Origin of the sequence: Sphingobium sp. B8D3A, assembly GCF_025961995.1 — a bacterium.
In the GTDB taxonomy this organism is placed as follows: Bacteria; Pseudomonadota; Alphaproteobacteria; order Sphingomonadales; family Sphingomonadaceae; genus Sphingobium.
In genome coordinates this window covers 210,053-235,018 of record NZ_JAOQOS010000001.1, presented here as the reverse complement: position 1 = coordinate 235,018, position 24,966 = coordinate 210,053, and the positions used below count along the sequence as shown (strand labels likewise).

24 protein-coding genes are annotated in these 24,966 nt (G+C 64.2%); 12 read left to right on the top strand and 12 right to left on the bottom strand.

The genetic code is table 11. The features are described from left to right. The first annotated feature begins 54 nt into the window (after window positions 1-54). The 4 genes from mnmG to M2342_RS01160 are packed head-to-tail and all read left to right on the top strand — an operon-like array spanning window position 55 to window position 4,350. Entirely contained in the window at window positions 55-1,908 is a 1,854-nt protein-coding gene (gene mnmG / locus M2342_RS01175; RefSeq protein ID WP_264577735.1) for a tRNA uridine-5-carboxymethylaminomethyl(34) synthesis enzyme MnmG, read from the top strand. Continuing rightward, window positions 1,905-2,639: a 16S rRNA (guanine(527)-N(7))-methyltransferase RsmG gene (gene rsmG, locus M2342_RS01170; RefSeq protein ID WP_264577734.1), complete on the top strand. Its 735-nt coding sequence runs from the start codon at window positions 1,905-1,907 to the stop codon at window positions 2,637-2,639. Before mnmG ends, rsmG begins: the two co-directional genes overlap by 4 nt. Continuing rightward, a complete protein-coding gene (locus M2342_RS01165) occupies window positions 2,636-3,418 on the top strand; it encodes a ParA family protein (RefSeq protein WP_264577733.1) in 783 nt (260 codons plus the stop codon). Before rsmG ends, M2342_RS01165 begins: the two co-directional genes overlap by 4 nt. After that, window positions 3,415-4,350, top strand: coding sequence for a ParB/RepB/Spo0J family partition protein (locus tag M2342_RS01160; protein WP_264577732.1), 936 nt, complete (start codon window positions 3,415-3,417; stop codon window positions 4,348-4,350). The genes M2342_RS01165 and M2342_RS01160 overlap by 4 nt, the downstream gene beginning before the upstream one ends. 16 nt (window positions 4,351-4,366) lie before the next feature. Here the strand turns inward: M2342_RS01160 and kdsA are convergent, their stop codons facing one another. The 4 genes from kdsA to M2342_RS01140 form a co-directional block, all read right to left on the bottom strand. Further along, complete coding sequence (gene kdsA, locus M2342_RS01155; protein ID WP_264577731.1) at window positions 4,367-5,203, bottom strand: 3-deoxy-8-phosphooctulonate synthase; 837 nt, start codon at window positions 5,201-5,203, stop codon at window positions 4,367-4,369. A 77-nt stretch (window positions 5,204-5,280) separates the two neighbouring features. Next, window positions 5,281-6,075, bottom strand: a complete 795-nt coding sequence (locus M2342_RS01150) for an SDR family NAD(P)-dependent oxidoreductase (protein ID WP_264577730.1) — start codon at window positions 6,073-6,075, stop codon at window positions 5,281-5,283. Between the two features lie 27 nt (window positions 6,076-6,102). Next, window positions 6,103-8,901 (bottom strand): DNA polymerase I, encoded by a 2,799-nt coding sequence (polA, locus tag M2342_RS01145; protein WP_264577729.1) that lies wholly within the window; start codon window positions 8,899-8,901, stop codon window positions 6,103-6,105. Window positions 8,902-8,944: 43 nt separating this feature from the next. After that, window positions 8,945-10,054: a glycerophosphodiester phosphodiesterase gene (locus tag M2342_RS01140; protein WP_264577728.1), complete on the bottom strand. Its 1,110-nt coding sequence runs from the start codon at window positions 10,052-10,054 to the stop codon at window positions 8,945-8,947. Between the two features lie 177 nt (window positions 10,055-10,231). Between M2342_RS01140 and M2342_RS01135 the strand changes: the two genes are divergently transcribed. From M2342_RS01135 to M2342_RS01125, 3 genes are read left to right on the top strand one after another with little or no spacing between them, the layout of a single operon-like run. After that, complete coding sequence (locus M2342_RS01135) at window positions 10,232-10,975, top strand: YebC/PmpR family DNA-binding transcriptional regulator (RefSeq protein WP_181561084.1); 744 nt, start codon at window positions 10,232-10,234, stop codon at window positions 10,973-10,975. Window positions 10,976-10,994: 19 nt separating this feature from the next. After that, window positions 10,995-11,486 carry a crossover junction endodeoxyribonuclease RuvC gene (gene ruvC / locus M2342_RS01130; protein WP_264577727.1) on the top strand — a complete coding sequence of 164 codons (492 nt, stop codon included), beginning with the start codon at window positions 10,995-10,997 and terminating at the stop codon, window positions 11,484-11,486. A 58-nt stretch (window positions 11,487-11,544) separates the two neighbouring features. Then, entirely contained in the window at window positions 11,545-12,450 is a 906-nt protein-coding gene (locus tag M2342_RS01125; RefSeq protein WP_264571646.1) for a YdiY family protein, read from the top strand. Between the two features lie 23 nt (window positions 12,451-12,473). Here the strand turns inward: M2342_RS01125 and M2342_RS01120 are convergent, their stop codons facing one another. Together M2342_RS01120 and M2342_RS01115 are read right to left on the bottom strand one after the other, a co-directional pair. Further along, window positions 12,474-12,812, bottom strand: coding sequence for a DMT family protein (locus M2342_RS01120; RefSeq protein WP_264577726.1), 339 nt, complete (start codon window positions 12,810-12,812; stop codon window positions 12,474-12,476). A gap of 80 nt (window positions 12,813-12,892) precedes the next feature. After that, a complete protein-coding gene (locus M2342_RS01115; protein WP_413715052.1) occupies window positions 12,893-13,996 on the bottom strand; it encodes a fatty acid desaturase family protein in 1,104 nt (367 codons plus the stop codon). Between the two features lie 207 nt (window positions 13,997-14,203). Between M2342_RS01115 and M2342_RS01110 the strand changes: the two genes are divergently transcribed. Together M2342_RS01110 and M2342_RS01105 are read left to right on the top strand one after the other, a co-directional pair. After that, window positions 14,204-15,313, top strand: coding sequence for an N-acetyltransferase (locus tag M2342_RS01110; protein WP_413715153.1), 1,110 nt, complete (start codon window positions 14,204-14,206; stop codon window positions 15,311-15,313). 91 nt (window positions 15,314-15,404) lie between these two features. Further along, window positions 15,405-15,839, top strand: a complete 435-nt coding sequence (locus M2342_RS01105) for a TIGR01244 family sulfur transferase (protein WP_264577724.1) — start codon at window positions 15,405-15,407, stop codon at window positions 15,837-15,839. Between the two features lie 22 nt (window positions 15,840-15,861). Here the strand turns inward: M2342_RS01105 and M2342_RS01100 are convergent, their stop codons facing one another. From M2342_RS01100 to M2342_RS01085, 4 genes are all read right to left on the bottom strand, one after another. Then, complete coding sequence (locus M2342_RS01100; RefSeq protein WP_264577723.1) at window positions 15,862-16,263, bottom strand: MAPEG family protein; 402 nt, start codon at window positions 16,261-16,263, stop codon at window positions 15,862-15,864. A 197-nt stretch (window positions 16,264-16,460) separates the two neighbouring features. Further along, entirely contained in the window at window positions 16,461-17,792 is a 1,332-nt protein-coding gene (locus M2342_RS01095) for an ammonium transporter (RefSeq protein WP_264577722.1), read from the bottom strand. Window positions 17,793-17,809: 17 nt separating this feature from the next. After that, window positions 17,810-18,148 (bottom strand): P-II family nitrogen regulator, encoded by a 339-nt coding sequence (locus M2342_RS01090; protein WP_181561093.1) that lies wholly within the window; start codon window positions 18,146-18,148, stop codon window positions 17,810-17,812. 199 nt (window positions 18,149-18,347) lie between these two features. Next, complete coding sequence (locus M2342_RS01085; RefSeq protein ID WP_264577721.1) at window positions 18,348-19,238, bottom strand: prephenate dehydratase; 891 nt, start codon at window positions 19,236-19,238, stop codon at window positions 18,348-18,350. A 185-nt stretch (window positions 19,239-19,423) separates the two neighbouring features. On the opposite strand from M2342_RS01085, the gene M2342_RS01080 reads away from it, so the two are divergent. Then, on the top strand, window positions 19,424-20,065 hold the full coding sequence (locus tag M2342_RS01080; RefSeq protein ID WP_264577720.1) for a c-type cytochrome: 642 nt from the start codon (window positions 19,424-19,426) through the stop codon (window positions 20,063-20,065). Between the two features lie 115 nt (window positions 20,066-20,180). On the opposite strand, the gene M2342_RS01075 is transcribed toward M2342_RS01080, so the two are convergent. Together M2342_RS01075 and M2342_RS01070 are read right to left on the bottom strand one after the other, a co-directional pair. Next, window positions 20,181-21,056 (bottom strand): LOG family protein, encoded by an 876-nt coding sequence (locus M2342_RS01075; protein WP_264577719.1) that lies wholly within the window; start codon window positions 21,054-21,056, stop codon window positions 20,181-20,183. 44 nt (window positions 21,057-21,100) lie between these two features. Next, window positions 21,101-21,769, bottom strand: a complete 669-nt coding sequence (locus M2342_RS01070) for an extensin family protein (RefSeq protein WP_264577718.1) — start codon at window positions 21,767-21,769, stop codon at window positions 21,101-21,103. A 273-nt stretch (window positions 21,770-22,042) separates the two neighbouring features. On the opposite strand from M2342_RS01070, the gene M2342_RS01065 reads away from it, so the two are divergent. Together M2342_RS01065 and serA are read left to right on the top strand one after the other, a co-directional pair. Then, the gene (locus M2342_RS01065; protein WP_264577717.1) at window positions 22,043-23,191 is read left to right on the top strand and encodes a phosphoserine transaminase; all 1,149 of its coding nucleotides are present in this window, start codon (window positions 22,043-22,045) and stop codon (window positions 23,189-23,191) included. A gap of 114 nt (window positions 23,192-23,305) precedes the next feature. Then, window positions 23,306-24,889 carry a phosphoglycerate dehydrogenase gene (serA, locus tag M2342_RS01060; protein WP_264577716.1) on the top strand — a complete coding sequence of 528 codons (1,584 nt, stop codon included), beginning with the start codon at window positions 23,306-23,308 and terminating at the stop codon, window positions 24,887-24,889. Window positions 24,890-24,966 lie beyond the last annotated feature (77 nt).

Genomic DNA, 24,966 nt, shown 5'->3' with positions numbered 1-24,966 from the left:
ACGCTCTTTGATGTGGCCGCTAGGGGCTGGGACATGAGCAAGCATGCGCAAGCCATGTTCGATGTCATCGTTGTCGGCGGTGGCCATGCCGGCACGGAAGCTGCGGCCGCTGCCGCGCGCCGAGGCGCGCGTGTCGCTCTGGTAACGGCCGATCCGATCCGCATCGGGGAAATGTCCTGCAATCCTTCCATCGGCGGGTTGGGCAAGGGCCACCTCGTACGTGAAGTGGATGCATTGGATGGGTTGATGGCGCGCGCCGCAGACAGCGCCGCGATCCATCGCCGAATGCTCAATGCCAGCAAGGGCGCCGCTGTTCGCGGCCCGCGTGTCCAGGCCGACCGCCGGAAGTACCGCGCAGCCATTCAGAGTATGATCGCGGCGCAACCGGGCCTCTCGGTCATTGGCGGTGAAGTGGCAGCATTGGATGTCGGCCCTGCCGGGGCTGTGAGCGGGGTCGTGCTCGCGGATGGACAGAAGGTGGGCGGACAGGCCGTTGTCCTCACAACCGGAACATTTCTGGGCGGCCTGATGTTTAGGGGCGCGGAGCGAGTTGTGGGTGGGCGGATCGGTGAGCATGCCGCGAGTGCCTTGGCTCAACAATTGCGGGACCTCGACCTCCCGATGGGCCGCCTCAAGACGGGGACACCGGCCCGTCTGAATGGACGCACGATCGATTGGGCCCGGTTGGAGGAGCAGCCGTCAGATCTCAATACGTGGTCGATGTCCTATTTAGGTCTGGTTGAACGCGAACAGCTGCCGCAACTTCGCTGCGCCATCACCCGGACCAACGCCGAGACCCATCGCATCATTCGCGATAACCTCGGCCTTTCACCCTTGTTCTCGGGCGATATTGAGGGGCGGGGACCACGCTATTGTCCCTCAATCGAGGACAAGATTGTCCGCTTCGGAGACCGGGAGGGCCATCAGGTCTTCCTCGAGCCCGAGGGTCTGGATGATCATCTTGTCTATCCCAATGGCCTGAGTTCGTCCCTGCCGACGGACGTGCAGATTGCATTCCTCCGGTCCATGGAAGGGCTGGAGCAAGTCGAGGTCACCGTTCCCGGTTACGCGGTTGAGTATGACCATATCGACCCGCGCGCTCTGGATCGGACCCTTTCGCTCCGCGCCATGCCTTCGCTCTTTCTGGCCGGGCAGATCAACGGCACCACCGGCTATGAGGAAGCCGCGGCGCAGGGCCTTGTCGCTGGCGCGAACGCTGCCGCTCATGCGCTGGGTCTTGAGCCGCTGCTGCTTGACCGGGCGGAAAGCTATATTGGCGTCCTCATCGACGATCTCTGCCTGCAGGGGATTACCGAACCCTACCGAATGCTCACCGCTCGTGCCGAGTTCCGGCTGCGACTGCGGGCAGACAATGCTGCCACGCGCCTTACGCCGACGGCCGTTCGGCTTGGCTTGGCAACCGCAGCCCGAACGACTTGGTGGCACGAGCGAGAGGAAGTACGCGTGGTGCTCGCTGGCGTGTTGGAGAAGCAAGTGTCCGGCACTGATTTACGCGCGGCAGGGGCCGATGTTCGCGACGACGGTGTCCGCAGATCTCTCGCCGAGTGGGCTCGTTTCCCGGCAGTGGCGCGCGGGCATCTTGCCAAATATGCGCCGGCCCTCGAAACGGGAAACGACGGCCTTGTCGACGAGCTTTTGCAGGACGCGATCTATGCGCCTTACGTCGAAAGGCAGGACGCGGAAGTGAGGGCGCTCCGGGCCAATGATGCCATAGCGCTGCCCGCCGACCTCGATTTTTCTGCGGTCGGCGGTTTGAGCACAGAGATGGTCGAACGGTTGACCCTCGCCCGCCCTGAGACGCTCGGTGGCGCCGCCCGGATCAGGGGAATTACGCCGGCAGCTTTGGCGGCGCTCCTCGTCGCTGCGCGGACTGGTCGGGCTGCATGACAGAGGAAGAGGCGCAAGCGTGGCTCTCCGCTCAAGGCTGGTGGGATGGTCCAACCGGGGATAGGCTGCGGACTTTTGTGGACCTCGTACTGGAAGAGGCCGACCGGCAGAACCTCATTTCTGTTGGGACCAAGGCATCCATTTGGGCGCGGCATATTGTAGACTCCGCCCAGTTGCTAACTCATGCGGTATCCGCTCAAACGCCCGCCGATGGGCTGTGGCTGGACCTCGGAACCGGCGCTGGGTTTCCGGGCCTGGTTATCGGCTGCTTGCGCGAGGCGCCAATTCGTCTCGTAGAGGTCCGTCCCTTACGAGTCGCTTTCCTCAAACGCTGTGCCGAGTCTCTCGGCCTCGATCGTGTGGAAGTCTTGCAATCCAAGGTAGAATCGGCCCGAATTGACCGGCCCGCTGCCATTATCAGCGCCCGTGCTTATGCGCCTTTGGATCGACTGCTCACCACAGCGCATCATTTGGCGGACGAAAACACCATCTGGCTGCTCCCCAAGGGCCGGAGCAGCGAGAAGGAACTGGAAATTGTCCGGCCGCACTGGCAAGCTGTGTTTCACGTGGAACAAAGCGTAACGGACGCCGAAAGCGCCATCCTAACAGTCCGCCAGCTGAAAAAACGTGTCCCGGTCCGAGCGATCGATAAAAAGCCGGGCAGTTCGGGACGGAATGGCAAGAGGCGCAGGGCGATAGTGACGTCGGCGGGGCCAAAAGGACACTCATGATCAGTATTGCAATCGCGAACCAGAAAGGCGGCGTTGGAAAAACCACCACGGCGATCAATCTCGCTACTGGCTTGGCTGCCACTGGCCATCGCACCTTGCTGATCGATCTTGATCCGCAGGGGAACGCCTCCACGGGGATGGGTGTCACGACGAAGGATCGCGCGCGGTCGAGCTACGATTTGCTGATGGGGGACTGTGAGCTTGACGATGCGGTGATTCGCACGGTCGTGCCGGGCCTGGACCTCATTCCTGCCACACAGGATCTCTCTGGTGCTGAAATCGAATTGATCGATGTCGAGCAACGAACCCATCGTCTCGCCAACGCTCTGAACGATGCGGAAGCCGGGCGTTGGGAAGTCTGCCTGATTGACTGCCCGCCGTCGCTAGGGCTGTTGACCGTCAATGCCATGGTCGCGGTGCAGTCGATCCTTGTGCCCCTACAATGCGAGTTCTTTGCCCTTGAGGGCTTGTCGCAGCTGCTGCAGACCTTCGAGCGCATTCGTGCACGGTTCAATCCGGACCTCTCGATTCTCGGCGTGGCGCTGACGATGTATGATCGCCGAAATCGGCTGACCGATCAGGTCGCAGACGACGTGCGTGCCTGTCTCGGCGACCTCGTGTTCAAGACGGTCATCCCGCGCAACGTGCGCCTCTCGGAGGCCCCCAGCCACGGGCTGCCCGCCCTCATCTACGACATGCGCTGCGCCGGATCGGAAGCCTATATGGCGCTCGCGCGCGAACTGATCGAGAAGCTTCCCAAGGAGACCGTAGCGGCATGAGCGATGCAGATGTATCCGGCAAGCCGCGCCGTTTGGGGCGCGGTCTTTCTGCCTTGCTGGGCGAAGTCGAACGCGACGTATCCGTGTCGGAAGAGGGCCGGGCTGGGGCGGATAGCGGGGCGGCAAGCGATGCGGACCGGCCCAAGGCCGTCCGCTTCCTTGAAATCGTCCGCGTGTCGCCGCATCCCGATCAGCCGCGGCGACATTTCGACGAAGGTGCCCTCTCTGAACTCGCAGACAGCATCCGCGAGCGAGGAATCATCCAGCCCATCGTTGTGCGACCGCTTGGGAATGATCGCTACCAGATCGTCGCGGGTGAGCGGCGCTGGCGGGCGGCGCAGAAGGCACAGCTTCACCAAATCCCCGCGATCGTCCGCGATTTCACCGAGGCAGAAACGCTCGAGATTGCGCTGGTTGAGAACATCCAGCGGGAGGAGCTGAACCCGATTGAGGAGGCGCAAGCCTATCAGCGCCTGATCAATCAGTTTCACCACACGCAGGACGCCTTGGCCCGGATCGTCGGCAAATCCCGCAGTCATATTGCGAACCTGATCAGGTTGCTGGATCTGCCGGAGCCTGTTCAGGAGCTGGTGATGACCGGGGCCCTGTCCATGGGCCACGGGCGCGCCCTTATCGGTTCCGCCGATTGCGCGGAACTGGCAAAAGATGTCGCCTCCAAGGGCCTGTCTGTTCGCGAAACCGAGCGCTTGGTTCGATTGGCACGTGAAGGAAAATCGGCGCCGCGTGCTGAGGCACGAGCTGATTATGGACGTGATCCCGATCTGATCGCCATGGAACAGCATCTGTCGGATCTGCTCGGCCTGCGCGTCGGCATCAATCATGAGGGCGGGAAAGGCACGCTGACCCTGCAATATTCCAGCCTCGAACAGCTGGACATGATCTGCCAGAAGCTGACCGGCGGCGGCTTCTAATCGCTTCCTTCGGGCGTCAGCGCCGCTTGGCCAGCGCGTCGAAAGCCTGAAGGTCGCGCAGAAGCGCTGGCAGGTCGCGCAACGGCACCATGTTCGGGCCGTCGCTCGGCGCGCGGTCAGGGTCTTCATGCGTTTCGATGAATATGGCCGCGACGCCGATTGCAACCGCAGCGCGCGCCAGCACGGGCACGAAGCGTCGTTCGCCGCCTGAGCTTTCTCCCCGTCCGCCCGGTTGCTGGACACTGTGGGTGGCGTCGAAAACGACCGGGCAGCCCGTCTCCGCCAGAAGCGGGAGCGCCCGCATGTCGCTGACCAATGTGTTGTAGCCAAAGCTCGCGCCGCGTTCGGTCAGCATGACCTGATCGTTTCCGGCGCTGCGCAGTTTGCGGACGACATTCGCCATGTCCCAAGGGGCCAGAAACTGGCCCTTCTTGACGTTGACGACGCGGCCTGTTGCGGCAGCAGCCAGCAAGAGATCGGTCTGGCGGCAGAGGAAGGCCGGAATCTGGAGGACATCCACCACCTCAGCGACTGGCGCGCATTGCGCCGCATCATGCACATCAGTGATCACCGGGCAGCCGAACTGCGCTTTCACCTCTGCAAACACATCCAGCGCTTGGGCTAGGCCGATGCCGCGCGGCGCATCCACGGAGGTGCGGTTCGCCTTATCGAAGCTGCTCTTGTAGATGAGCGGCATTCCAAGTGCGCTGGTCATCTCGACAAGGGCCTGCGCCGTCTCCAGCGCATGCGCGCGCGATTCCATCGCGCAGGGGCCGGCAATCAGGGCAAGTGGGCGGTCGTTGGCGATGCGCAGCGGGCCGATGGTGACGCTGTGAGGGGCAATCTCTGTCATGCAACCCGCATAGCCGCCCGACGCGGTCCCGCAAAGCCCGAGCAGCGGTGCCGGCAGGCGTTGTCGGCGCCGCTCGCTTATTCTTCCGCCAGACAGGCGGCGAGGCCACTGCGATAATCTGGAAACCGGGGCTGCCATCCCAGCAGGCGTTTCGCCTTGCCATTCGCGACACGCCGGTTCTCGCTGTAGAAAGCCTGTGCGGCCGGAGACAGACCTGCGGCTTCTATGGATTGCAAGGGCGGCGCTGGTCGGTCGAGTAGGGTACAGCCGAACGCGATGACGTCATTCTGAGAACAGGGCATGTCATCGGCGAGGTTATAAATGCCGGAAGGCCCGGCCATGCCCGCCAGCACGCCTGAGACGATATCCTCCACGTGGGTTCGACTGAATATCTGGTCCGGTAGATCGATTCTGCGGGCCCGGCCTTCGCGAATCCGATCAAGGGCACTGCGCCCCGGGCCGTAAATGCCCGGCAGCCGAAACACCCGAACGCGCGCACCAAGCTTCTGCCACGCCAGATCAGCAGCGGCTCGCGCATTGCGCCGGCCTTGGCCGACGGGTGCACTTTCATCCACCCATGCGCCGTTTGTATCCCCATAAACTCCCGTCGAGGACAGATAGCCGATCCAACCGGCAGATGCTTCTTCCAGCAAGGCACCGTAGCGCTGCAGCACTGGATCGCCTTCATCCGTCGGAGGAACAGAGGACAGGATGTGGGTCGCCCGGCGCATGGCGTTCGTGACCGCCGCGTCGTCATCGAATGCGATCGTGCCGGCACGCCCGGTCGCCTCGACCGTCCAACCGCGCGATCGGAGCGCCTCGGCGAGCCGTGTGGCGGTGTAACCCAGTCCAAAGATCAGCATGTGGGGCATCAGGTCGATTTCCGCATATGGCTGCGCCTAATGGGCAGCGCCCCAGCTCGATCCGGTCCCGATTTCCACGCCAAGCGGCACGGTGAGCGTAACGAGTGGCTCTGCGGCGCTGGCCATGACAGACCGGATGATCGGCGTGGCGGCCGCCACATCGTCTTCCGGCAGTTCGAACACCAGCTCGTCATGGACCTGCAGCAGCATCTTCACCCGGTCCAGCCCGGCATCGCGAAGAGCCGGACCCATGCGCACCATCGCGCGCTTGATGATGTCCGCGCTGGTCCCCTGAATAGGGGCGTTGATCGCGGCGCGCTCCGCCCCCTGGCGGACGTGCTGCACCGGCGACTTGATCTGGTTGAACCAGGTCTTGCGGCCGAACAGCGTGGTTGTGTGCCCCGTGGAACGCACCTTCTCCAGCGTCTCGTTGATATAGGCCGAGATGCCGGGGAAGCGGTCGAAATAGCGGCTGATCATGGCCTGTGCTTCGTCTGCGTCGATCTCCAGACGGGCCGCCAGCCCCCAGCGTGAGATGCCATAGAGAATGGCGAAGTTGATCGTCTTGGCCCGCGCACGCGTCTCGCGGTTCATCTCGCCGAAGAGCTCCTGGGCAGTCGCGGCATGAATATCCTCGCCGCGCAGGAAGGCGTCCCGCAACTGTGGCACGTCGGCCATGTGCGCCGCAAGGCGAAGCTCGATCTGGCTGTAGTCCGCAGCCAGGATCACATTGCCCTGTTCGGCAATGAAGGCATCGCGAATCTGGCGACCGGTTTCGGTGCGGATCGGGATGTTCTGCAGGTTCGGGTCGGTCGAGGAGAGGCGGCCGGTCTGCGCGCCAGTCAGCGAGTAGCTGGTGTGGACGCGACCGGTATCGCGGTTGATCTGGGCCTGCAGAGCGTCGGTATACGTCGATTTGAGCTTCGAAAGCTGGCGCCAGTCCAGCACCAGGCCGGCGATCTTGACGCCATCCGCCTTCATCCGCTCGAGCACGGTCACATCCGTGGAATAAGCGCCGGACTTGCCCTTTTTGCCGCCCTTAAGACCCATTTTCTCGAATAGGATCGCACCCAGCTGTTGGGTCGATCCGATGGCAAAGGGCTGGCCGGCCTCAGCGTGAATCTCTTCTTCCAGTCGCGCCATTTCCTGCGCGAACCGGCCGGAGAGCCGGGAGAGATGATCGCGGTCCACCTTGATGCCTCTCCGCTCCATGCCGGCGACCACCGGAATGAGTGGGCGGTCGACCAGCTCATAGACCCGGGTCGCGCCTTCCTGGGCGAGGCGGGGCTTGAACCGCGTCCACAGCCGCCAGGTCACGTCCGCATCCTCGCCGCCATAGCGTGTGGCGGCATCGAGCGGCACCTGCGCAAAGCTGATCGCCTTCTTGCCGGTGCCGGTGACGTCCTTGAAGCTGATGCACGTATGCTCAAGCACCGCGTGCGCAACCTCGTCCATACCGTGTCCGGCAAGGGATTGCCCGGCATCGAGATCGAAGCTCATCACCAGCGTGTCGTCGAAGGGCGCGACGGACAGCCCATGCCGGGCGAGCACGTTGAGATCATATTTGATGTTGTGGCCGATCTTCAGCACGCTCGCGTCGGCAAACAACGGGCGAAGGCGGGCGATGGCGTCCGCGATGGGAATCTGCGGCGGCGCTTCGGCGAATATGTCGTCGCCGCTGCGGTGGCCGAGTGGGATATAGCAGGCCGTGCCGGGGGCCGTGGCGAGGCAGATGCCCACCAGATTGGCAGCCATGCTGTCGAGGGAATCCGTCTCCGTGTCGATGGCGATGATGCCGCTGGCGTAGGACTGCGCGATCCACGCATCCAGCCGCTCCAGCGTCGTCACCGTCTCGTAGCTCTCGCAGTTGATAGGGGGCAGGGGGATGAAATCCGGGGTCGTCGGGTCCAGCGCGGCGTCCACGACCGCCTCGGCGACGGGATCCGCCGTCTGCCGGCCCGGCGCATGGCTGGCCATGCGGGCCAGCAGCGCCTTGAAGCCCTGATCCTCAAGAAAGGCGCGCAGCGGCTCGGCGGGGATGCCATCCAGCTTGAGATCATCGAGCGCGTGGGGCAGCGGCACTTCGCAGTGGAGCGTCACCAGTTCGCGCGAGAGGCGGGCGAGCTCGGCATGCTCGATCAGCCGTTCCTTGAGCTTGGATGGCTTCATGTCCGGCGCTGCGGCGAGCACCGCATCCAGGTCGCCATATTCCCCGATAAGCTTCGCAGCGGTCTTCGCGCCGACGCCGGGCACGCCGGGGACATTGTCGACGCTGTCGCCCATCAGGGCCAGCACATCGCGCAGCTGCTCGGGTGCGACGCCGAACTTGTCCTGCACATAATCGGGGCCGCGCCGCTCATTCTTCATGGTGTCGAGCATGTCCACGCCCGGCTGGATGAGCTGGGCCAGATCCTTGTCGGACGAGACGATCGTCACGTCCCAGCCCTGCGCCACCGCCTGGCAGGTGTAGGTGGCGATGATATCGTCGGCCTCGAATCCCGCTTCCTCGATGCAGGGCAGCGAAAAGGCGCGGGTGGCCTCGCGGATCAGCGGAAACTGGGGGATCAGGTCTTCCGGCGGCGGCGGGCGATGGGCCTTGTACTGATCGTAAAGATCGTTGCGGAAGGTGTGCGAGCCCTTGTCGAGGATCACCGCGAGATGGGTCGGCCCCTCCTCCTTGTCCAGCGCGTCGGCGAGCTTCCAGAGCATCGCCGTATAACCATATACCGCGCCGGCGGGCGTGCCATGGCGGTTGGTGAGCGGTGGAAGCTGGTGATAGGCGCGAAAGATGTAACTCGAGCCATCGACGAGATAGAGATGATTGCGGGAAGCCATGCAAAGCGGGATAGCGCGGCCACGGGCGGGAGGCCAGCGCCGATCAGGCTCCATCCACGGCGAGGCGCCCCAGAGCCGGGTCATCGGTGAAGAAGCCATCCACCCCAAGCGACAGATAGCGCCGGATCTCTGCCACTGAGCCCGCCTCATGCCGGGCATTTTCGCCGTCAGGACCGCGCAGATCGCTCGGCAAGAAGCGGTTCTCGGGGCGGAAGGTATACAGATAGACGCGGAGACGGGCGGCATGCGCATCGGCCACAAGGCGGGTGGGCTTGGCGAGGCGGCCTTCGGCGTCCAGCGGCATGACCGACCGCGAGGAGGGGCCGATGGCGTCGGCATAGCCGGCAATGGCGGCGAGCCCGGCTGGCGAGGCCATATCGCCATAAGTTGTCTTCAGCCCGGCGAGGGCGGCGTCGGCGGGCTGGCGATCGAAGGCTTCGAACAACTGGAGCAGCTGGATGTTCGTCGGCCGACCGATTTTCTGCCGGATGGCGCGCAGATTGGTGGTTTCGAAGGACTGAATCACGATCGGGCAGCGGCGCGTATAATCGTGGCCGGCCAGCGCACTGAGCAGGACGTCTTCAGGCGGCAGGCCGATGCTGGCGAAGTATGTGGAGTGCTTGATTTCCGGAATCAGGCCGATCGTTCTGCCTTGCGCTACCCCTTGCGCCGCGATGAAGGCGATGATCTCATCCAGCGTCGGGATGGGGAACTGGCCGTCGTAGCTTTGGCTTTCCGGGCGGATGGCACCCAATCGCTCGACGGCACGCAGGGTCTTGAGTTCCGCGAGCGAAAAATCCTCGGTGAACCAGCCGGTGACCGCCTCGCCATCGATTTGCTTCGTGGTCCGGCGGTCCGCAAATTCAGCACGCGTTGCCACATCGGTGGTGCCGCCGATCTCGTTTTCATGCCGCGCAACGAGCACGCCGTCGCGGGTCATCACCAGGTCCGGCTCAATGAAATCCGCGCCGTCCGCAATGGCCCGGCCATAAGATTCCAGCGTATGCTCGGGCCGCAGGGCGCTCGCGCCGCGGTGAGCGAATACGAGAGGCTGGTTGCCGTCGAGCGTCTGAGCGCGCCCCGTCTCTCCGCCGAGAGCAGGGGTCGCCAAGGCCGCGACGCCCAGACCGATGGCATGCCTTCGGGTCAACATTCCACCTCCATCGCGAGAGTCAGGACGGGCACGAGCCTATGCGTCGTGCTGGCGCATCTTCGTGACAGGACGATGGCGCTCATTTTGCCTCCTGCCCTCGCGCCCGTTGCCTGATTGGACTTGCCGCGATAGGAGGCCCCCAAGAAAAATCCGGATCACTAATCGAAGGAGCCGGCCGTGGCAGGCCATAGCAAATTCAAGAACATCATGCACCGCAAGGGCGCACAGGACAAGAAGCGCTCGGCCATGTTCTCCAAGCTCTCGCGCGAGATCACCGTCGCGGCCAAGATGGGCGCGCCGGACCCGGACATGAATCCGCGTCTGCGGCTGGCGATCAACGCGGCCAAGGCGCAGTCCATGCCCAAGGACAACATCCAGCGCGCGATCGACAAGGCGAGCAAGGGAGACGCGGAGAATTACGAGGAAGTGCGCTATGAGGGCTACGGCCCGGGTGGCGTGGCGATCATCGTCGAGGCGCTGACCGACAACCGCAATCGCACCGCGACCAACGTCCGCACGGCCTTCTCCAAAAATGGCGGCAATCTGGGTGCGTCCGGCGCGGTGAGCCATGGGTTCGATCGCATGGGCCTGATCACCTATCCGGCCTCCGTCGGCGATCCGGACGCGATCTTCGAGGCTGCGCTGGAAGCGGGCGCGGACGATGTGTCGTCGAACGACGATGAGCACGAGATCTGGACAGCCATGGATGCCCTGCACGAGGTCGCCAAGGCGCTGGAGGACAAGCTCGGCGCCGCAGCAAGCGCCAACCTCGCGTGGAAGCCGCAGACCACCGTGGAACTGGACGAGAGCAATGCAGGTACGCTGCTCAAGCTCGTCGACGCGCTGGACGATGACGATGACGTTCAGACCGTCTGGGGCAATTACGAGGTTCCCGACGACGTGATGGAAAAGCTGGGGTGATCGCCCGCATCTTGCGGCCATGATCATTCTGGGTCTCGACCCCGGCCTTGGCACCACGGGCTGGGGCCTGATCCGTGCGCAGGGCAATCGCCTGTCTCATATTGCCAATGGCCAGATCCGCACGGCAGCGAGCGATGCCTTGCCCGCCCGGCTGGTCGCGCTCGATGCGGCGCTGGCGGCCCTCATTGCGGAATATCGGCCGGCGGAAGCGGCGGTCGAAGAGGTGTTCATCAACACCAACCCGCAATCGACCCTCAAGCTGGGGCAGGCGCGGGGCGTTATTTTGCTCGGCGCCGCGCGCACCGGCATACCGGTCGGCGAATATGCAGCCCGGCTCGTCAAAAAAGCCATTGTGGGCGTAGGCAATGCGAGCAAGGATCAGATACACGCTATGGTGATGCGGTTGCTGCCGGGAACGAGCGTGGTCGGTCCTGATGCAGCGGATGCACTTGCCGTCGCCATCACCCATGCGCATCTTCGCGCCAGTCGGCGGCTCGAACGAGGCGAGTGAGGTCAGGAAGCGGTCCCCGTGCGGGATGGCCGTCCTGCCGTTCTAGAAGGAGTTGGGCATGAAGTCGGCCCTCAGGCTTGGCGCAATGGCGATGATCGCGAGCGGCATCGGGGCTGCACCCGCAGCGGCCGAACTGCCGCCATCGGTCAAGGCCATGCTGGATGCCGCCATCGCAAGCGGGGATGCCGGGGCGCTCGCCACCGTCGCGCGCTTTGCCAAGCAGACGCATCCCGACAATGCCGCGGAGATCGACGAGAAGATTCAGGCGCACAAGGCCGCCATTGATGCCGAGCGGGAAGCCCGGCTGAGGCAGGCGAGCTTCTTTCACGCCTGGTCAGGCAGTGGCGAACTGGGTGGCTTTATCACCACCGGCAATACCGAAAGCTCCGGCATCAGCGCAGGTCTCTCGCTCGAACGGCGAGGGATAGACTGGCTGCACAAGTTCCGCGCCAATGTCGATTATCAGCGCAGCGATGGCGTCACGACGCGCAACCAATGGCTTGCCAGCTACGAGCCGAACTTCACCCTGAACGATGCGATTTACGCATATGGCCTGGCGACCTATGAGAAAGACCGGTTTCAGGGCTTTTCGGACCGCACCACGGCCTCGGGCGGCGTCGGTGTGCGGCTGGTGCGGCAGGCCGATTTCAGTCTGGACATCAAGGGCGGACCGGCTTGGCGGCACACCGTCGGGATCGACGAGCCCGATACGACTGAACTGAACACGCTGGCCGCCGCCGATCTGCGCTGGCAGATTTCGCGCGCCTTCGAGCTCAAGAACAATGCCCAGGCGGTGTGGAGCTCCGGCAATAGCAGCTATGCGAACACCACTGGCCTCACCGGCAAGCTCAACGGTTCGCTCTCCGCGCGCCTCTCTTATGCGGTGCGCCATGAGACGTCGCCGCCCGCAGGCTCGGAGATGACGGATACGATTACGCGCGCGACGCTGGTCTACGATTTCTGACGCGCGCCTCGCTGCTGCCAGCGTCAGGCCTTGCCCCAGAAGAGGAACGCCACCGCGCCGATGAGGCAGGCCAGGGCACCGAAATGGCGCCAGTGGAGCGGTTCACCCAGGAAGGTGACCATGAAGACGCCGAAAACGGTTAGCGCGATGACTTCCTGCGTGATCTTGAGCTGGCCCGCGCTCCAGCCGCTGGCATAGCCGATGCGATTGGCTGGCACCGCAAAGCAATATTCGAAAAAGGCGATGCCCCAGCTGATCAGGATGACCAGGGCGAGCGGTTTGCTCATGCCGCCCTTGAGGTGCCAGTACCAAGCCGTGGTCATCAAGATGTTGGAGGCGAGCAGCAGCGCGATCGTGGGCATGAAGCCCAAATGGCAGGTTCGCCGTGGGAAGGCGATGGGGAAAATACGCCGCTCGGGAGCGTGATTTTCCCCGGTGGTGACTATCGCGCGACCATCGTGCTCCGCGCGATCCGAACGACCAGTGGGACCATGCCCGGATAGTTGGCCCGATCATAGGTCGATCCCGCGCCGAGATGCTGAGCGATCCGGCGGTGAGCCTCGCCCAGCGCATGATAGGGCATGCTCGGCAGCAAATGGTGGAGCGCGTGATAGCGCAGGCCGACGGGGGCCCACAGCGCGGCCAGCGGGGCAGGCGGTGGGACATTGACGGAATCCAGGAACTGGCCGGTGACCGTCATCGTTTCGCCCTCATTCTCCCAGAGATGGGCGACCAGCGTACGGAGCTGATTGGCGACCATCGCCACGGAGAGAATCGCAAGATAGGTGAGCAGCGGACGCCAGCCCAGCAGCGGCACGCTGGCGATGAGCGCCATCGACCACAGGCTGGTCCCGGCTTCCTGCCAGGCCCACATCCGCGCAAAGTCACCCTCCGGCGCCCGGCGCCGATAATCTGGATTGATGGACAAGGCCGAGTAGCGCTCCACGATGAACCGGCGCAGCGGGGGAATGACGAGGCTGAGCGGTGCCAGCACGCCGAAGCGCACGATGAACGCCACCGGGGCCAGAGCAGCCACGAGGATGAACAGCGGCAGGCTCCACGGCTTCATCAGCGCAAGCGGCAGATATTCCGGGTCATCGATGGTGCCATAGCGCGTCTTGGCATGATGCTGGGTGTGCACGCCCTCATAGAGAAAGGAGGGGAACAGCAATGGAATGCCGATCAGCAGGTTCCACGTGAAACGAAAGCCCGGCAGCGCACCTGCCCGGATGTGCGTCAGTTCGTGGATGAAACTCGTCGCCCGATACAGTGCGAGAGCGGAAATCAAGCCAGCGAGGGCCACCACCCAACCTTGCGAGGCCAGCATGGCGAGCGCCATAGCCGCGTAGCCGATCAGCGCGGAGGCCAGGAAATCGGGCCAGTAGATGCCGGGCCGCGCGGTCGCCAGATCGCGCGTCAAATCCACGGCGGCGCGGAGCATCGCCATGTCATCGGGCGTGGTTGCCAGCGCAGGGCCCGCTGCGGCGGGGGCCTTGCCGGCTGGCGCGGACGGCGCTGCGTCCAGTCTCTGGTCGATTGCGGTCATGCAAAGGGGTCCTATCGGTCGAATGAGCACAGATCATGGCAGCAATGTGATTTTGTTCTGCCGCCACGGCGCGCGGCTTGACAAATCCGCCGCCAGTTCCGCAGTGCTGTGCCCTCTCAGCAGCGCCTCATCGTCGAAGCGCGGGACAGGGGTATCGCCGTGACGTCAGCCGATTTAGTGATCACTCCCGTCTCCGGCAAGGCCGACATGGCGGCGTTCATCGATTTGGCATGGACCATCTATGCCGATGATCCCCATTGGGTGCCGCCGCTGAAGAGCGAAGTGCGCGGCCTGCTGACACCGGGCAAGAACCCGTTTCACGAACATGCCGAGCATCAATATTTCCTCGCGCGGCGCGGTGGCAAGGTCGTAGGGCGCATCAGCGCGCATATCGATCATCTCGCCATTTCCATGCCCGCCGAGCAGGGCATGGGGCCGGGGACCGGCAATTTCGGCATGTTCGAAGCCATGGATGAAGCAACCGCGCACGCGCTGATCGCGACGGCGGAAGGCTGGCTGCGCGAGCGGGGGATGACCCGGGTGCTCGGCCCGATCTCGCTCTCCATCTGGGAGGAGCCAGGCCTTCTCGTGAAGGGCTTCGACCATTCGCCTACGGTGATGATGGGCCACAACCGGCCGGAATATCGCGCCTGGATCGAAGCGGCCGGCTATGCCCATGCCAAGCAGCTCGATACTTATGAGCTCGACATCACGCAGGAATTTCCGCCGCTGATCCAGCGGATCGTCCAATCCGGCGAGCGCAACGAGCGCATTCGCATTCGCCATGTCGACAAGAGCGAGTTCGACCGGGATGCGGCAATCATCCTGCACATTCTCAACGATGCCTGGGGCCGCAACTGGGGCTTTGTGCCGATCACCGACCATGAGGTCGCGCATTTCGGCAAGGCGCTCAAGCCGCTGGTGTTCGAGGATCTGATTCGCATTGCCGAACTGGATGGCGAGCCGGTGGCCTTCATGATGACGCTGCCGGACATGAACGAAGCGCTCGCCCGCCTTAACGGCACGCTCTTCCCCTTCGGCTGGGCAAAGCTGCTCTGGTGGCTGCGCAAGCCCAAGGTCCGCACCATGCGCGTGCCGCTGATGGGCGTGGTCCAGCGGCTCCAATCCTCGCGCATGGCGAGCCAGCTGGCCTTCATGATGATCGAATATATCCGCCGCGATGCCATCACCCATTATGGCGCGACGCGAGGGGAGATCGGCTGGATCCTCGATGATAATCAGGGCATGAAAGCCATTGCCGAGGCGATCGAGAGCCGCATTAACCGCAGCTATGTGATCTACCAGAAGCCGCTTTGACCGCTTCGCAAATCCGTGCCGGCAACCCCTCTCTTGCGCGCAGGGGACTGCCGGGCCTAGGGACGGGCAAGGCCCTTATCGGAGACGCGCCATGTTGCGGCAACTGACCCCATCCCTATTCGTCGCCCCGCAGATCGATGCGGATGTCGTGGCGCAGGCTGCGGCAATGGGCATCTCGCTCATCGTGAACAACCGACCCGAGGGTGAATCGGCGGACCAGACCTCCGGCGACACGATCGAGGCGGCGGCGCGGGCGGCGGGGCTCGATTATGTTGCCATTCCCGTCTCGCATAGCGGCTTTGCGCCCTGGCAGCTCGATGCGCTGGATGAGGCATTCGCGAAAAATGGCGAGGGCAAAGCGCTCTGTTATTGCCGCTCCGGCACCCGCAGCACCTTGCTTTGGGCCTTGGCGCGGGCACGTGCCGGCGACTCGCCCGACGTCCTGGCCGAGCAGGCGGCTGCGGCTGGCTATGATCTCTCGCCGATTCGCGAGATGATGCACGCACTGGCCAGCCAGAAGGGGTGACTGACCCCGCCAGCGCTCCTGTTCAGAACGCGAGGCTCAGCGCCGGCCAGAGCAACATCAGCACGCCAATCATGCTGAAGCCGAATACCATCGTCCGCACCACCGGAACCCCTGCAGCATAAAGCGGAAGATAGACGATGCGCGCGCCGAGCCAGAGCGCGGCGCCAATGGCCGTCCACCGATCGAACAGGCCGAGCTGCGCATCGATGAGGATGGCAATGGCGACGATCGGAAAGGTCTCGAAATAATTTGCCTGCGCTCGCGCCAGCCGCCCGACGAGGGGCTTGGGCTCGGGCAGCGACTGATCGCGCGCGCCGACATTCCAGGCGGTGCCATATTGCGCGGTCTTCGCCCGCACGGCAGCGAAGATGTGAACGAGGGCCAGCAGGCAGCCCCAGGCCAGAATGATCAGTTCAACCTGCATCGTTCAGTCTCCTCATCGGGCGTCTTTCGCCGGACGAGGAATAGGACGGTCAGGCGCGAAATGAAATTGCCGTGTCCGGGACTGCAAATCGTCAGCTGCGGCCGCCCAAAAAAAGGCCGGCGCTTTCACGCCGGCCCAGGGATGTTCGCAGGAGGAACAACGGACGGCGGGGACCTCTCGCCCCCGCCGAATTCGGATCAGTTGTAAGCGCGCTCGCCGTGCTCGCCGAGGTCGAGGCCTTCCTGCTCGACTTCGGTGCTCACCCGCAGGCCAGTGAGGGCCTTTGCGATGAACATGGCGATGACGGTGCCGACGGTGGCGATGACGATCGTGGCAAGCACGGCCGTGATCTGGGTGACCAGCTGGTCGCCCATCGCATAGTCGGCGCCACCAGGGCCGCCGAGCGAGGGCGAATAGACCACTGCGGTGCCGATGGCGCCGATGATGCCGCCCACGCCGTGGATGCCGAAGGCGTCGAGCGAGTCGTCATAACCCAGCGCCGGCTTCACCTTCGCGACGAAGAAGTAGCAGACGATGGAGGCAACGGCACCGAGAACGATGGCACCGAACGGACCGGAGTTGCCCGCAGCGGGTGTCACGGCGACGAGGCCGGCGATGATGCCCGAGCAGAAGCCGAGAGCCGAACCCTTGTGGCCCATCACGCGCTCGGTGAGCATCCAGAAGAGACCGGCCGAGGCGGTGGCGACGAAGGTGTTGATCATGGCGAGAGCCGCAGAGCCATTGGCCTCAAGCGCGGAACCGGCGTTGAAGCCGAACCAGCCGACCCACAGCAGGCCGGTGCCGACCATGGTCAGCGTCAGGCTGTGCGGGGGCATCGGCTCGCTGGGGAAGCCCTTGCGCTTGCCGAGGATGAGGGCGGCGACCAGTGCGGAAACGCCCGCATTGATATGCACCACCGTACCGCCGGCGAAGTCCAGAGCACCCATGGCGAAGAACACGCCGCGCGCTTCCCAGACCATGTGGGCGACCGGGAAGTAGACGATGGTCAGCCAGACGATGGCAAAGACCATGATGGCCGAGAACTTCATGCGCTCGACGATGCCGCCAAGCACGAGGGCGATGGTGATCGCGGCGAAGGTCATCTGGAAGCTGACGAACACATATTCCGAGATCACTTCAGACGTGAAGGTCGCGGCGGTCGAATCCGGCGTGATGCCAGCAAGGAAGAACTTGCCCCAGCTGATGAACTGATTGCCTTCAGGACCGAAGGCGAGGCCGTAGCCGTACATCACCCAGATGAGCATCGCGAGCGCCGCTACGGCGCCGATCTGCGTCATGGTGGCGATCATGTTCTTGGAACGCGTCAGGCCGCCGTAGAACAGGGCGAGGCCGGGCAGGATCATGAGGAGAACGAGGACGGTGGACGTCATCATCCATGCGTTGTTACCCGGATTGGGAACGGCAGGCGCGGCTTCCGCTGCGGCCTCCTGCGCCCATGCGGGCAAGGCGGCGAAGAGCGAAAGGCCCAGAGCCCCCGCCGCGCCGCAGAATGTCTTGAAAGGTGTCATGCGTTACCCCCTTTAACTTACAGCGCGGTTTCGCCGGTTTCGCCGGTGCGGATGCGGATGGCTTGTCCCACGTCGAGGACGAAGATCTTGCCATCGCCGATGGCGCCGCTGTTGGCGGCCTGCTGCACGGCTTCCACAACACGCGGCGCGAGGGCATCGTCACAGACGACCTCGACCTTGATCTTCGGGACCATGTTGGTGGAATATTCCGCACCGCGGTAGATTTCGGTCTGGCCCTTCTGGCGGCCAAAACCCTTCACTTCACTTACTGTCATGCCAGCTACGCCCAGCGCAGAGAGAGCTTCACGCACCTCGTCCAGCTTGAACGGCTTGATGATTGCCATAATGAGTTTCATCTCTTGCGCCCCCATTGGTTGCAGGGGAATGCCAAGCAAGAGCTGTGCCAAATCATAAACGAGGCGTTAAAGCGGTCGGCAGTCGGGCCTCGCTGAGGCGATTGCCTCAAATTGAGGCGGCATGTGTGAGCAGTGCTTAAAAAGTACGCACAGACCGTTCGCAGTTATCAGGTGGATAGGGCCTCGAGGCCCAGCGACGTCAGATCGAGCGAGAGCGCCCCTGCGGATAACTGCCCAGCAGACGGACCCATTTGCTGTGGAACGCCAGTTCTTCCAGCGCGCGATCGACGGCGGGGTCGCCGGGCATCCCCTCGATATCGGCGTAGAATTCCGTCGCCGAGAAGCTGGCGCCGCGCTGATAGCTCTCCAGCTTGGTCATATTGACCCCGTTGGTCGCAAAGCCGCCCATTGCCTTATAGAGCGCGGCGGGGATGTTCTTCACCTCGAAGAGGAAGCTGGTCATCACCGGCCCGTCGCGCGAGGGCATGACCGCATCGCGGCCCAGCACGACGAAGCGCGTCATGTTGTCGCTGCTGTCCTCAATCTTCTCATCATGGATCGTGAGGCCATAGAGTCGCGCGGCGAGCGAGGGCGCAATCGCCGCTGCGCCGGGCTCGCGGACCTCGGCGACCAGCGCGGCCGCGCCGGCGGTGTCGGCATAGACGATCGGGCGGATGCCACGGCTGCGCAGATATTTCCGGCACTGCCCCAGCGCCTGCACATGGCTGAGCGCGCTGACCGGCGGCGTCTCGTCCGCGCTCATCAGGCTGTGGTGGATCGGGAGGAAATATTCGTCGATGATCGACAGGCCGGATTCGGGCAGCAGAAAGTGCATGTCCGCAACCCGCCCATGCAGCGAATTCTCGATGGGAATCATCGCGCGGTCGGCACGGCCATCGCGCACGGCATCCAGCGCGTCTTCGAAGCTGAAGCAGGGCAGGGGCAGGCCGTCCGGCGCAAAATCCATCACCGCCAGATGCGAATTGGCGCCCGGCGCGCCCTGAAAGCTGATCGCACGCTCAGGCGCGCGCGCGGCGGCGTCCGTCATCTCGGCGACAAGGCGCTGCGCGGGGAGCGGGTAAGTGTCCATGATGGCCGCTGCGCTTAGGGCTTTGGGCCTTGCCGCGCAAGGCGCCGGCGCCTGTGTCGCGACACAGGCCTTCCGACAGGCTTGCACCCGCGCAATGCAGTCATTAAGGGGAGCGCCGACGGGCACCGGCAGCGCCGCGATTGAGGAGGTCGCGCGTCGGGTAGATTTCTGGAGATTGAGGGCGCATGAGCGATCGTTTCAATACCATTGCAGGCTGGGCACTGTTTGGCGGCATCATTGCGCTTGGCAGCGGCATTGTGAGCAGCAAGCTGTTTCACGCCGAGCGTCCCGAGCCCATGGGCTACGCGATCGAGGGCGTTGAGGCGGAAGGCGAGGGCGGTGCGTCCGGTCCTTCGCTGAACACGCTGCTCGCCTCGGCGGACGTGGCGGCTGGTGAGAAGGTCTTCGCCAAGTGCGTGGCCTGCCACACGGTCAATCAGGGCGGCGCCAATGGCATCGGCCCCAACCTCTGGGCCATTGTTGGCGACCCGATCGGCCATGGCCGTGGCGGCTTCGCTTTCTCGGATGCGCTCAAGAAGGTGGGCGGCAACTGGACCTTCGAGCAGCTGGATCACTGGCTGACCTCGCCGCGCTCCTTCGCCAACGGCACCAAGATGAGCTTCGCCGGTCTCAGCAAGCCTGAAGATCGCGCCAATTTGATCGCCTATCTGAACACGCAGGGCTCGAACCTGCCTCTCCCGGCCGCTGATGCACCGGCCGAGGCCGCTGCGGCAGAGGGCGGTGCCGACAATGCAGCCGCTGCAGGCAATGCGGCGGAAGCGGGCACTGAGGGCGCTGCCGCCAACGCTGCGACGCCGCACGAATAATCTCGTTAGCCAGAGCCCGGCTTGGGTTCGGCCAAATATTCAAGCAGGCGCGGGGCAACCCGCGCCGCTTTTGTTATCTGGCCCGCTGTTATCAGCGAGCGGACGGGCGATGACCTCAGCAGCCCGGCTGGCTATCCGCATAAAAGCTCTCGACCACGGCCCAGCCTTCTTCTGCCGTTTCGACCCAGCTGATCAGATCGAGATCGCGCGGGCTGATTACGCCTTCCTCGGCCAAAGCCTCGAAATTCACGACGCGCGTCCAGAAGTCCTTGCCGAACAGCAGGATGGGGATGCGCTTCATCTTGCCGGTCTGCACCAGGGTGAGCAGCTCGAAAAATTCGTCGAACGTGCCGAAACCGCCGGGAAACACTGCCAGCGCGCGGGCGCGCAGCGTGAAGTGCATCTTGCGCAGCGCGAAATAGTGGAACTGGAAGGATAGATCCGGCGTAACATAGGGGTTGGGCGCCTGCTCGTGGGGCAGCACGATGTTGAGCCCGATGGTTTGCGCGCCGACGTCCGCCGCGCCCCGATTGGCCGCTTCCATGATCGAGGGGCCGCCGCCCGAACATACGACGAAGTGATGGCAGCCAGCCTCGTTCGGCGGACATTGCGCCGCGATTCGCGCCAGCTTGCGGGCTTCCTCATAATAACGCGCCTTTTCGGCGAGACGCTCGGCGACCTTGCGGGCGCGCTCGTCGGGCGCGGCATCAATCAGCGCCTGCGCGGCCTCCGGCTCGGGAATGCGCGCCGAGCCATAGAAGACGAAGGTCGAGGCGATCTTTGCTTCATCGAGCAGCAGCTCCGGCTTCATCAATTCAAGCTGGAAGCGGACCGGCCGCAGGTCTTCCCGCAGCAGAAACTCGTTGTCCTGGAAGGCCAGCTTGTAGGATTTGCTTTCTGTCTGCGGGGTGGGGATGATCCGCTTGGCATCGACGGCTTCTTCGCGGGCACGGCGAAACTTGCTTTCGCGCACTGTAGGCTGGTCTGTCATCCAGTGGCGCTAGACGATTTCGGCGGAGAAGAAAACCGGCGGGTTCAGCGGCAAAAAGTGCCCCGCCCGCCCATGTCGAAATGGAAATGGTCGCGGTGGGCGCTGTTATAGTCCGGGCCGAGCACAGTGCGGAATCGCTTGCACGCGCTCTGGTGGAGCACCCGCAGGAACTGGGCGTGGGTGCTCTCGCCCTGCCAATCGTTCACCAGGCTGATTCGGCGCCCGTCGGCCAGCACGAAGGCGGAAATGTCCACGGCATTGGCGTGGGCATGTTCGCTGCGCTTGCCGGCGATGGTCCCGCCCGTGCCGCGGACATCGCGGCAGGCATAAGTGCCGAAGGTCTCGACGCGCACCACTTCGCTGCGCAGATAGAGCCGCGCGGCGGGGCGCACCGCATATTGCACCCAGGCCGCGAAATTGGCGGCGAGGGGGCAGGTCATCGGCCCCAGATTGGCCACCGGCGTGCCGATCTCCAGCAGGCGGATGGTGTCGATTGTCGTGCAGCCGCCGCCGCGATCCTGATTGGGCAGCGGCTCGAAGCGGACCTTGGCGGTCGAGAGGCGCGCCGCGCACAGGCGATAGCTCTCGCTGTTCGGCATTGTGCGTTGTGCGGGCGCTGCGGCGCCCGGCGCCCTTACACCCGTGCGCGGGCTGGGGCGGTCGGCGCAGGCGGCAAGACTGGTGACCAGTAGCAGGCCGACCAGCCTGCGCATTCCCGCCCTCAATCCGACCGATGACGCCCAATGGATCATGGCGCCGTTTATCACGCATCGCAGCTGAACAAAACCTAGACAGTGCAAGGGGATGCCTCGACCGCCGCGCGCGGTCTGGCGCATGTCCGCCCAAGCTCCGTTCAGCCCGGGCGAGGCACGCCGGTCCCGATCTTAGCCCGATCTTACATTGACACCCGTCTGCAAATCTCTATGGCCGCCGGCGGGCCACGCGGTCCCAACGCCGCGCGTGCTCTCTGCAAGGAGACGCATACCATGACTGACGTTACGAAGCCGGCGACCACGCCGGCCCGCCCCCATTTCTCGTCCGGCCCCTGCGCCAAGCCGCCCGGCTATGATCCGGCGAAGCTGGCCACCGAAGTGCTCGGACGCTCCCACCGCTCAAAGCTCGGCAAGGATCGCCTCGCTTATTGCATCGCCCTGATGCGCGAGCTGCTGAACCTGCCCGAGACACACCGCATCGGCATCGTGCCCGGCTCCGACACCGGCGCCTTCGAGATGGCGATGTGGACGATGCTGGGCGCTCGCCCGGTTACGACGCTCGCTTGGGAGAGCTTCGGTGAAGGTTGGGTCACCGATGCCGCCAAGCAGCTCAAGCTCGATCCGACGGTTCTGCGCGCCGACTATGGCCAGATCCCCGATCTGAATGCGGTCGACTGGTCGAACGACGTGCTTTTCACCTGGAATGGCACCACGTCGGGCGTGCGCGTTCCCAATGGCGACTGGATCGCCGACGACCGCGAGGGCCTCTCCTTCGCGGACGCGACAAGCGCCGTGTTCGCCTACGACCTGCCGTGGGACAAGATCGACGTCGCCACCTTCTCCTGGCAGAAGGTGCTGGGTGGTGAGGGCGGCCATGGCGTGCTGATCCTCGGCCCGCGCGCTGTCGAGCGGCTTGAGCAGTACACGCCGAGCTGGCCGCTGCCCAAGGTGTTCCGCCTGATGTCCAAGGGCAAGCTGGCCGAGGGCGTGTTCAAGGGCGAGACGATCAACACGCCGTCCATGCTGGCGGTCGAAGATGCGATCTTTGCGCTCGAATGGTCCAAGACCATCGGTGGCGCCAAGGCCCTCATCGCCCGCGCGCAGGCCAATGCCGATGCACTCAATGCCATTGTGGAATCGCGCGACTGGCTCGGGCATCTTGCCGCCGATCCGGCGACCCGCTCGATCACCAGCGTATGCCTCACCGTCGAGGGCGCCGATGCCGACTTCATCAAGAAGATGGCCTCGCTGCTCGAGAAGGCGGATGCCGCCTATGACGTTGCGGGCTATCGTGACGCCCCGGCTGGCCTGCGCATCTGGTGCGGTGCCACGGTCGACACTGCGGACATCGAGGCGCTCGGCCCCTGGCTCGACTGGGCCTATGCCGAGACCAAGGCCGCGCTGAGCGCGACTGCCGCCTGACCCCCGCTTTCCGGTGCTCCTGTGAAAGCAGGAGCCCAGGGCCCAGCAGCATTGCCATTCCGCCCTGGGCCCCTGCTTTAGCAGGGGCACTGTCTCTCTTTGAAGGACAGTAAAATGACCAAACCCAAAGTTCTCATTTCCGACAAGATGGACCCGCAGGCCGCGCAGATTTTCCGCGAGCGCGGCTGCGAGGTGGACGAAATCACCGGACTGAAGCCCGACGAGCTCAAGGAAATCATCGGCAAATATGATGGTCTGGCGATCCGCTCGGCCACCAAGGTGACCAAGGAGATCATCGACGCGGCGACCAATCTCAAGGTGATTGGCCGCGCCGGTATCGGCGTCGACAATGTCGATATTCCTTATGCCTCGGCCAAGGGCATCGTGGTGATGAACACGCCCTTCGGCAACTCGATCACCACCGCCGAACACGCCATCGCCCTCATGTTCGCCCTCGCCCGCCAGCTGCCGGAGGCCGATGCCTCCACGCAGGCCGGCAAGTGGGAGAAGAACCGCTTCATGGGCGTCGAGGTCACGGGCAAGACGCTTGGCTTGATCGGTGCCGGCAACATCGGATCCATCGTCGCCAGCCGCGCGTTGGGTCTCAAGATGAAGGTCGTTGCCTTCGACCCGTTCCTGACGCCCGAGCGCGCCATCGAAATGGGTGTGGAAAAAGCAGATCTGGACACGCTGCTGGCCAAGGCGGATTTCATCACGCTGCACACGCCGCTGACCGACCAGACCCGCAACATCCTCTCGGCCGAGAATCTGGCGAAGACCAAGAAGGGCGTGCGCATCATCAACTGCGCGCGCGGCGGCCTGATCGACGAGGCGGCGCTGAAGGCCGGTCTCGACAGCGGCCACATCGGCGGCGCGGCGCTGGACGTGTTCCAGACCGAGCCGGCAACGGACAGCCCGCTGTTCGGCACGCCCAACTTTATCTCGACCCCGCACCTCGGCGCGTCCACCAGCGAAGCGCAGGTGAACGTGGCGCTGCAGGTCGCCGAGCAGCTCAGCGACTATCTGCTGAGCGGCGGTGTCACCAACGCGCTCAACATGCCGAGCCTGTCGGCTGAGGAAGCGCCCAAGCTCAAGCCCTATATGGCGCTGGCCGAGAAGCTGGGCAGCCTGGTTGGCCAGCTTTCGCGTGACGTCATCCCCCGGATCTCGATCCACAGCGAGGGTGCGGCGGCCGAACTGAACCAGAAGCCGATCGTCTCGGCCGTTCTCGCCGGCTTCCTGCGCACGCAGACGGACACGGTGAACATGGTCAACGCACCCTTCCTCGCCCGCGAGCGCGGCATCGAGGTGCGCGAGATCAAGACCGAGCGCGAGGGCGACTACAGCACCCTGATCCGCGTCTCGGTGAAGACCTCGCAGGGCGAGCGGTCGGTGGCCGGCACGCTGTTCGGCAACGGCGCGCCGCGTCTGGTCGAACTGTTCGGCATCAAGGTCGAGGCCGATCTGGATGGCACCATGCTCTACATCGCCAATGTCGATGCGCCGGGCTTCATCGGTGGCGTGGGTGGCATTCTTGGCGAGGCCAAGATCAACATCGGCACCTTCCACCTTGGCCGTCGTGAGGCCGGTGGCGAGGCGATCCTGCTGCTCTCGGTCGACGATACCGTGCCGCAGACGCTGGTCGACAAGATCTGCGCCCTGCCGAACGTGCACCGGGTCTGCCCGCTCAAGTTCTAAATTAAGGCCCGGCCCGGCGTGTCATCGCGTCGGGCCGGTCACGCTTGTAATTTATCCTCGCTTGGCGAGCGGAATCG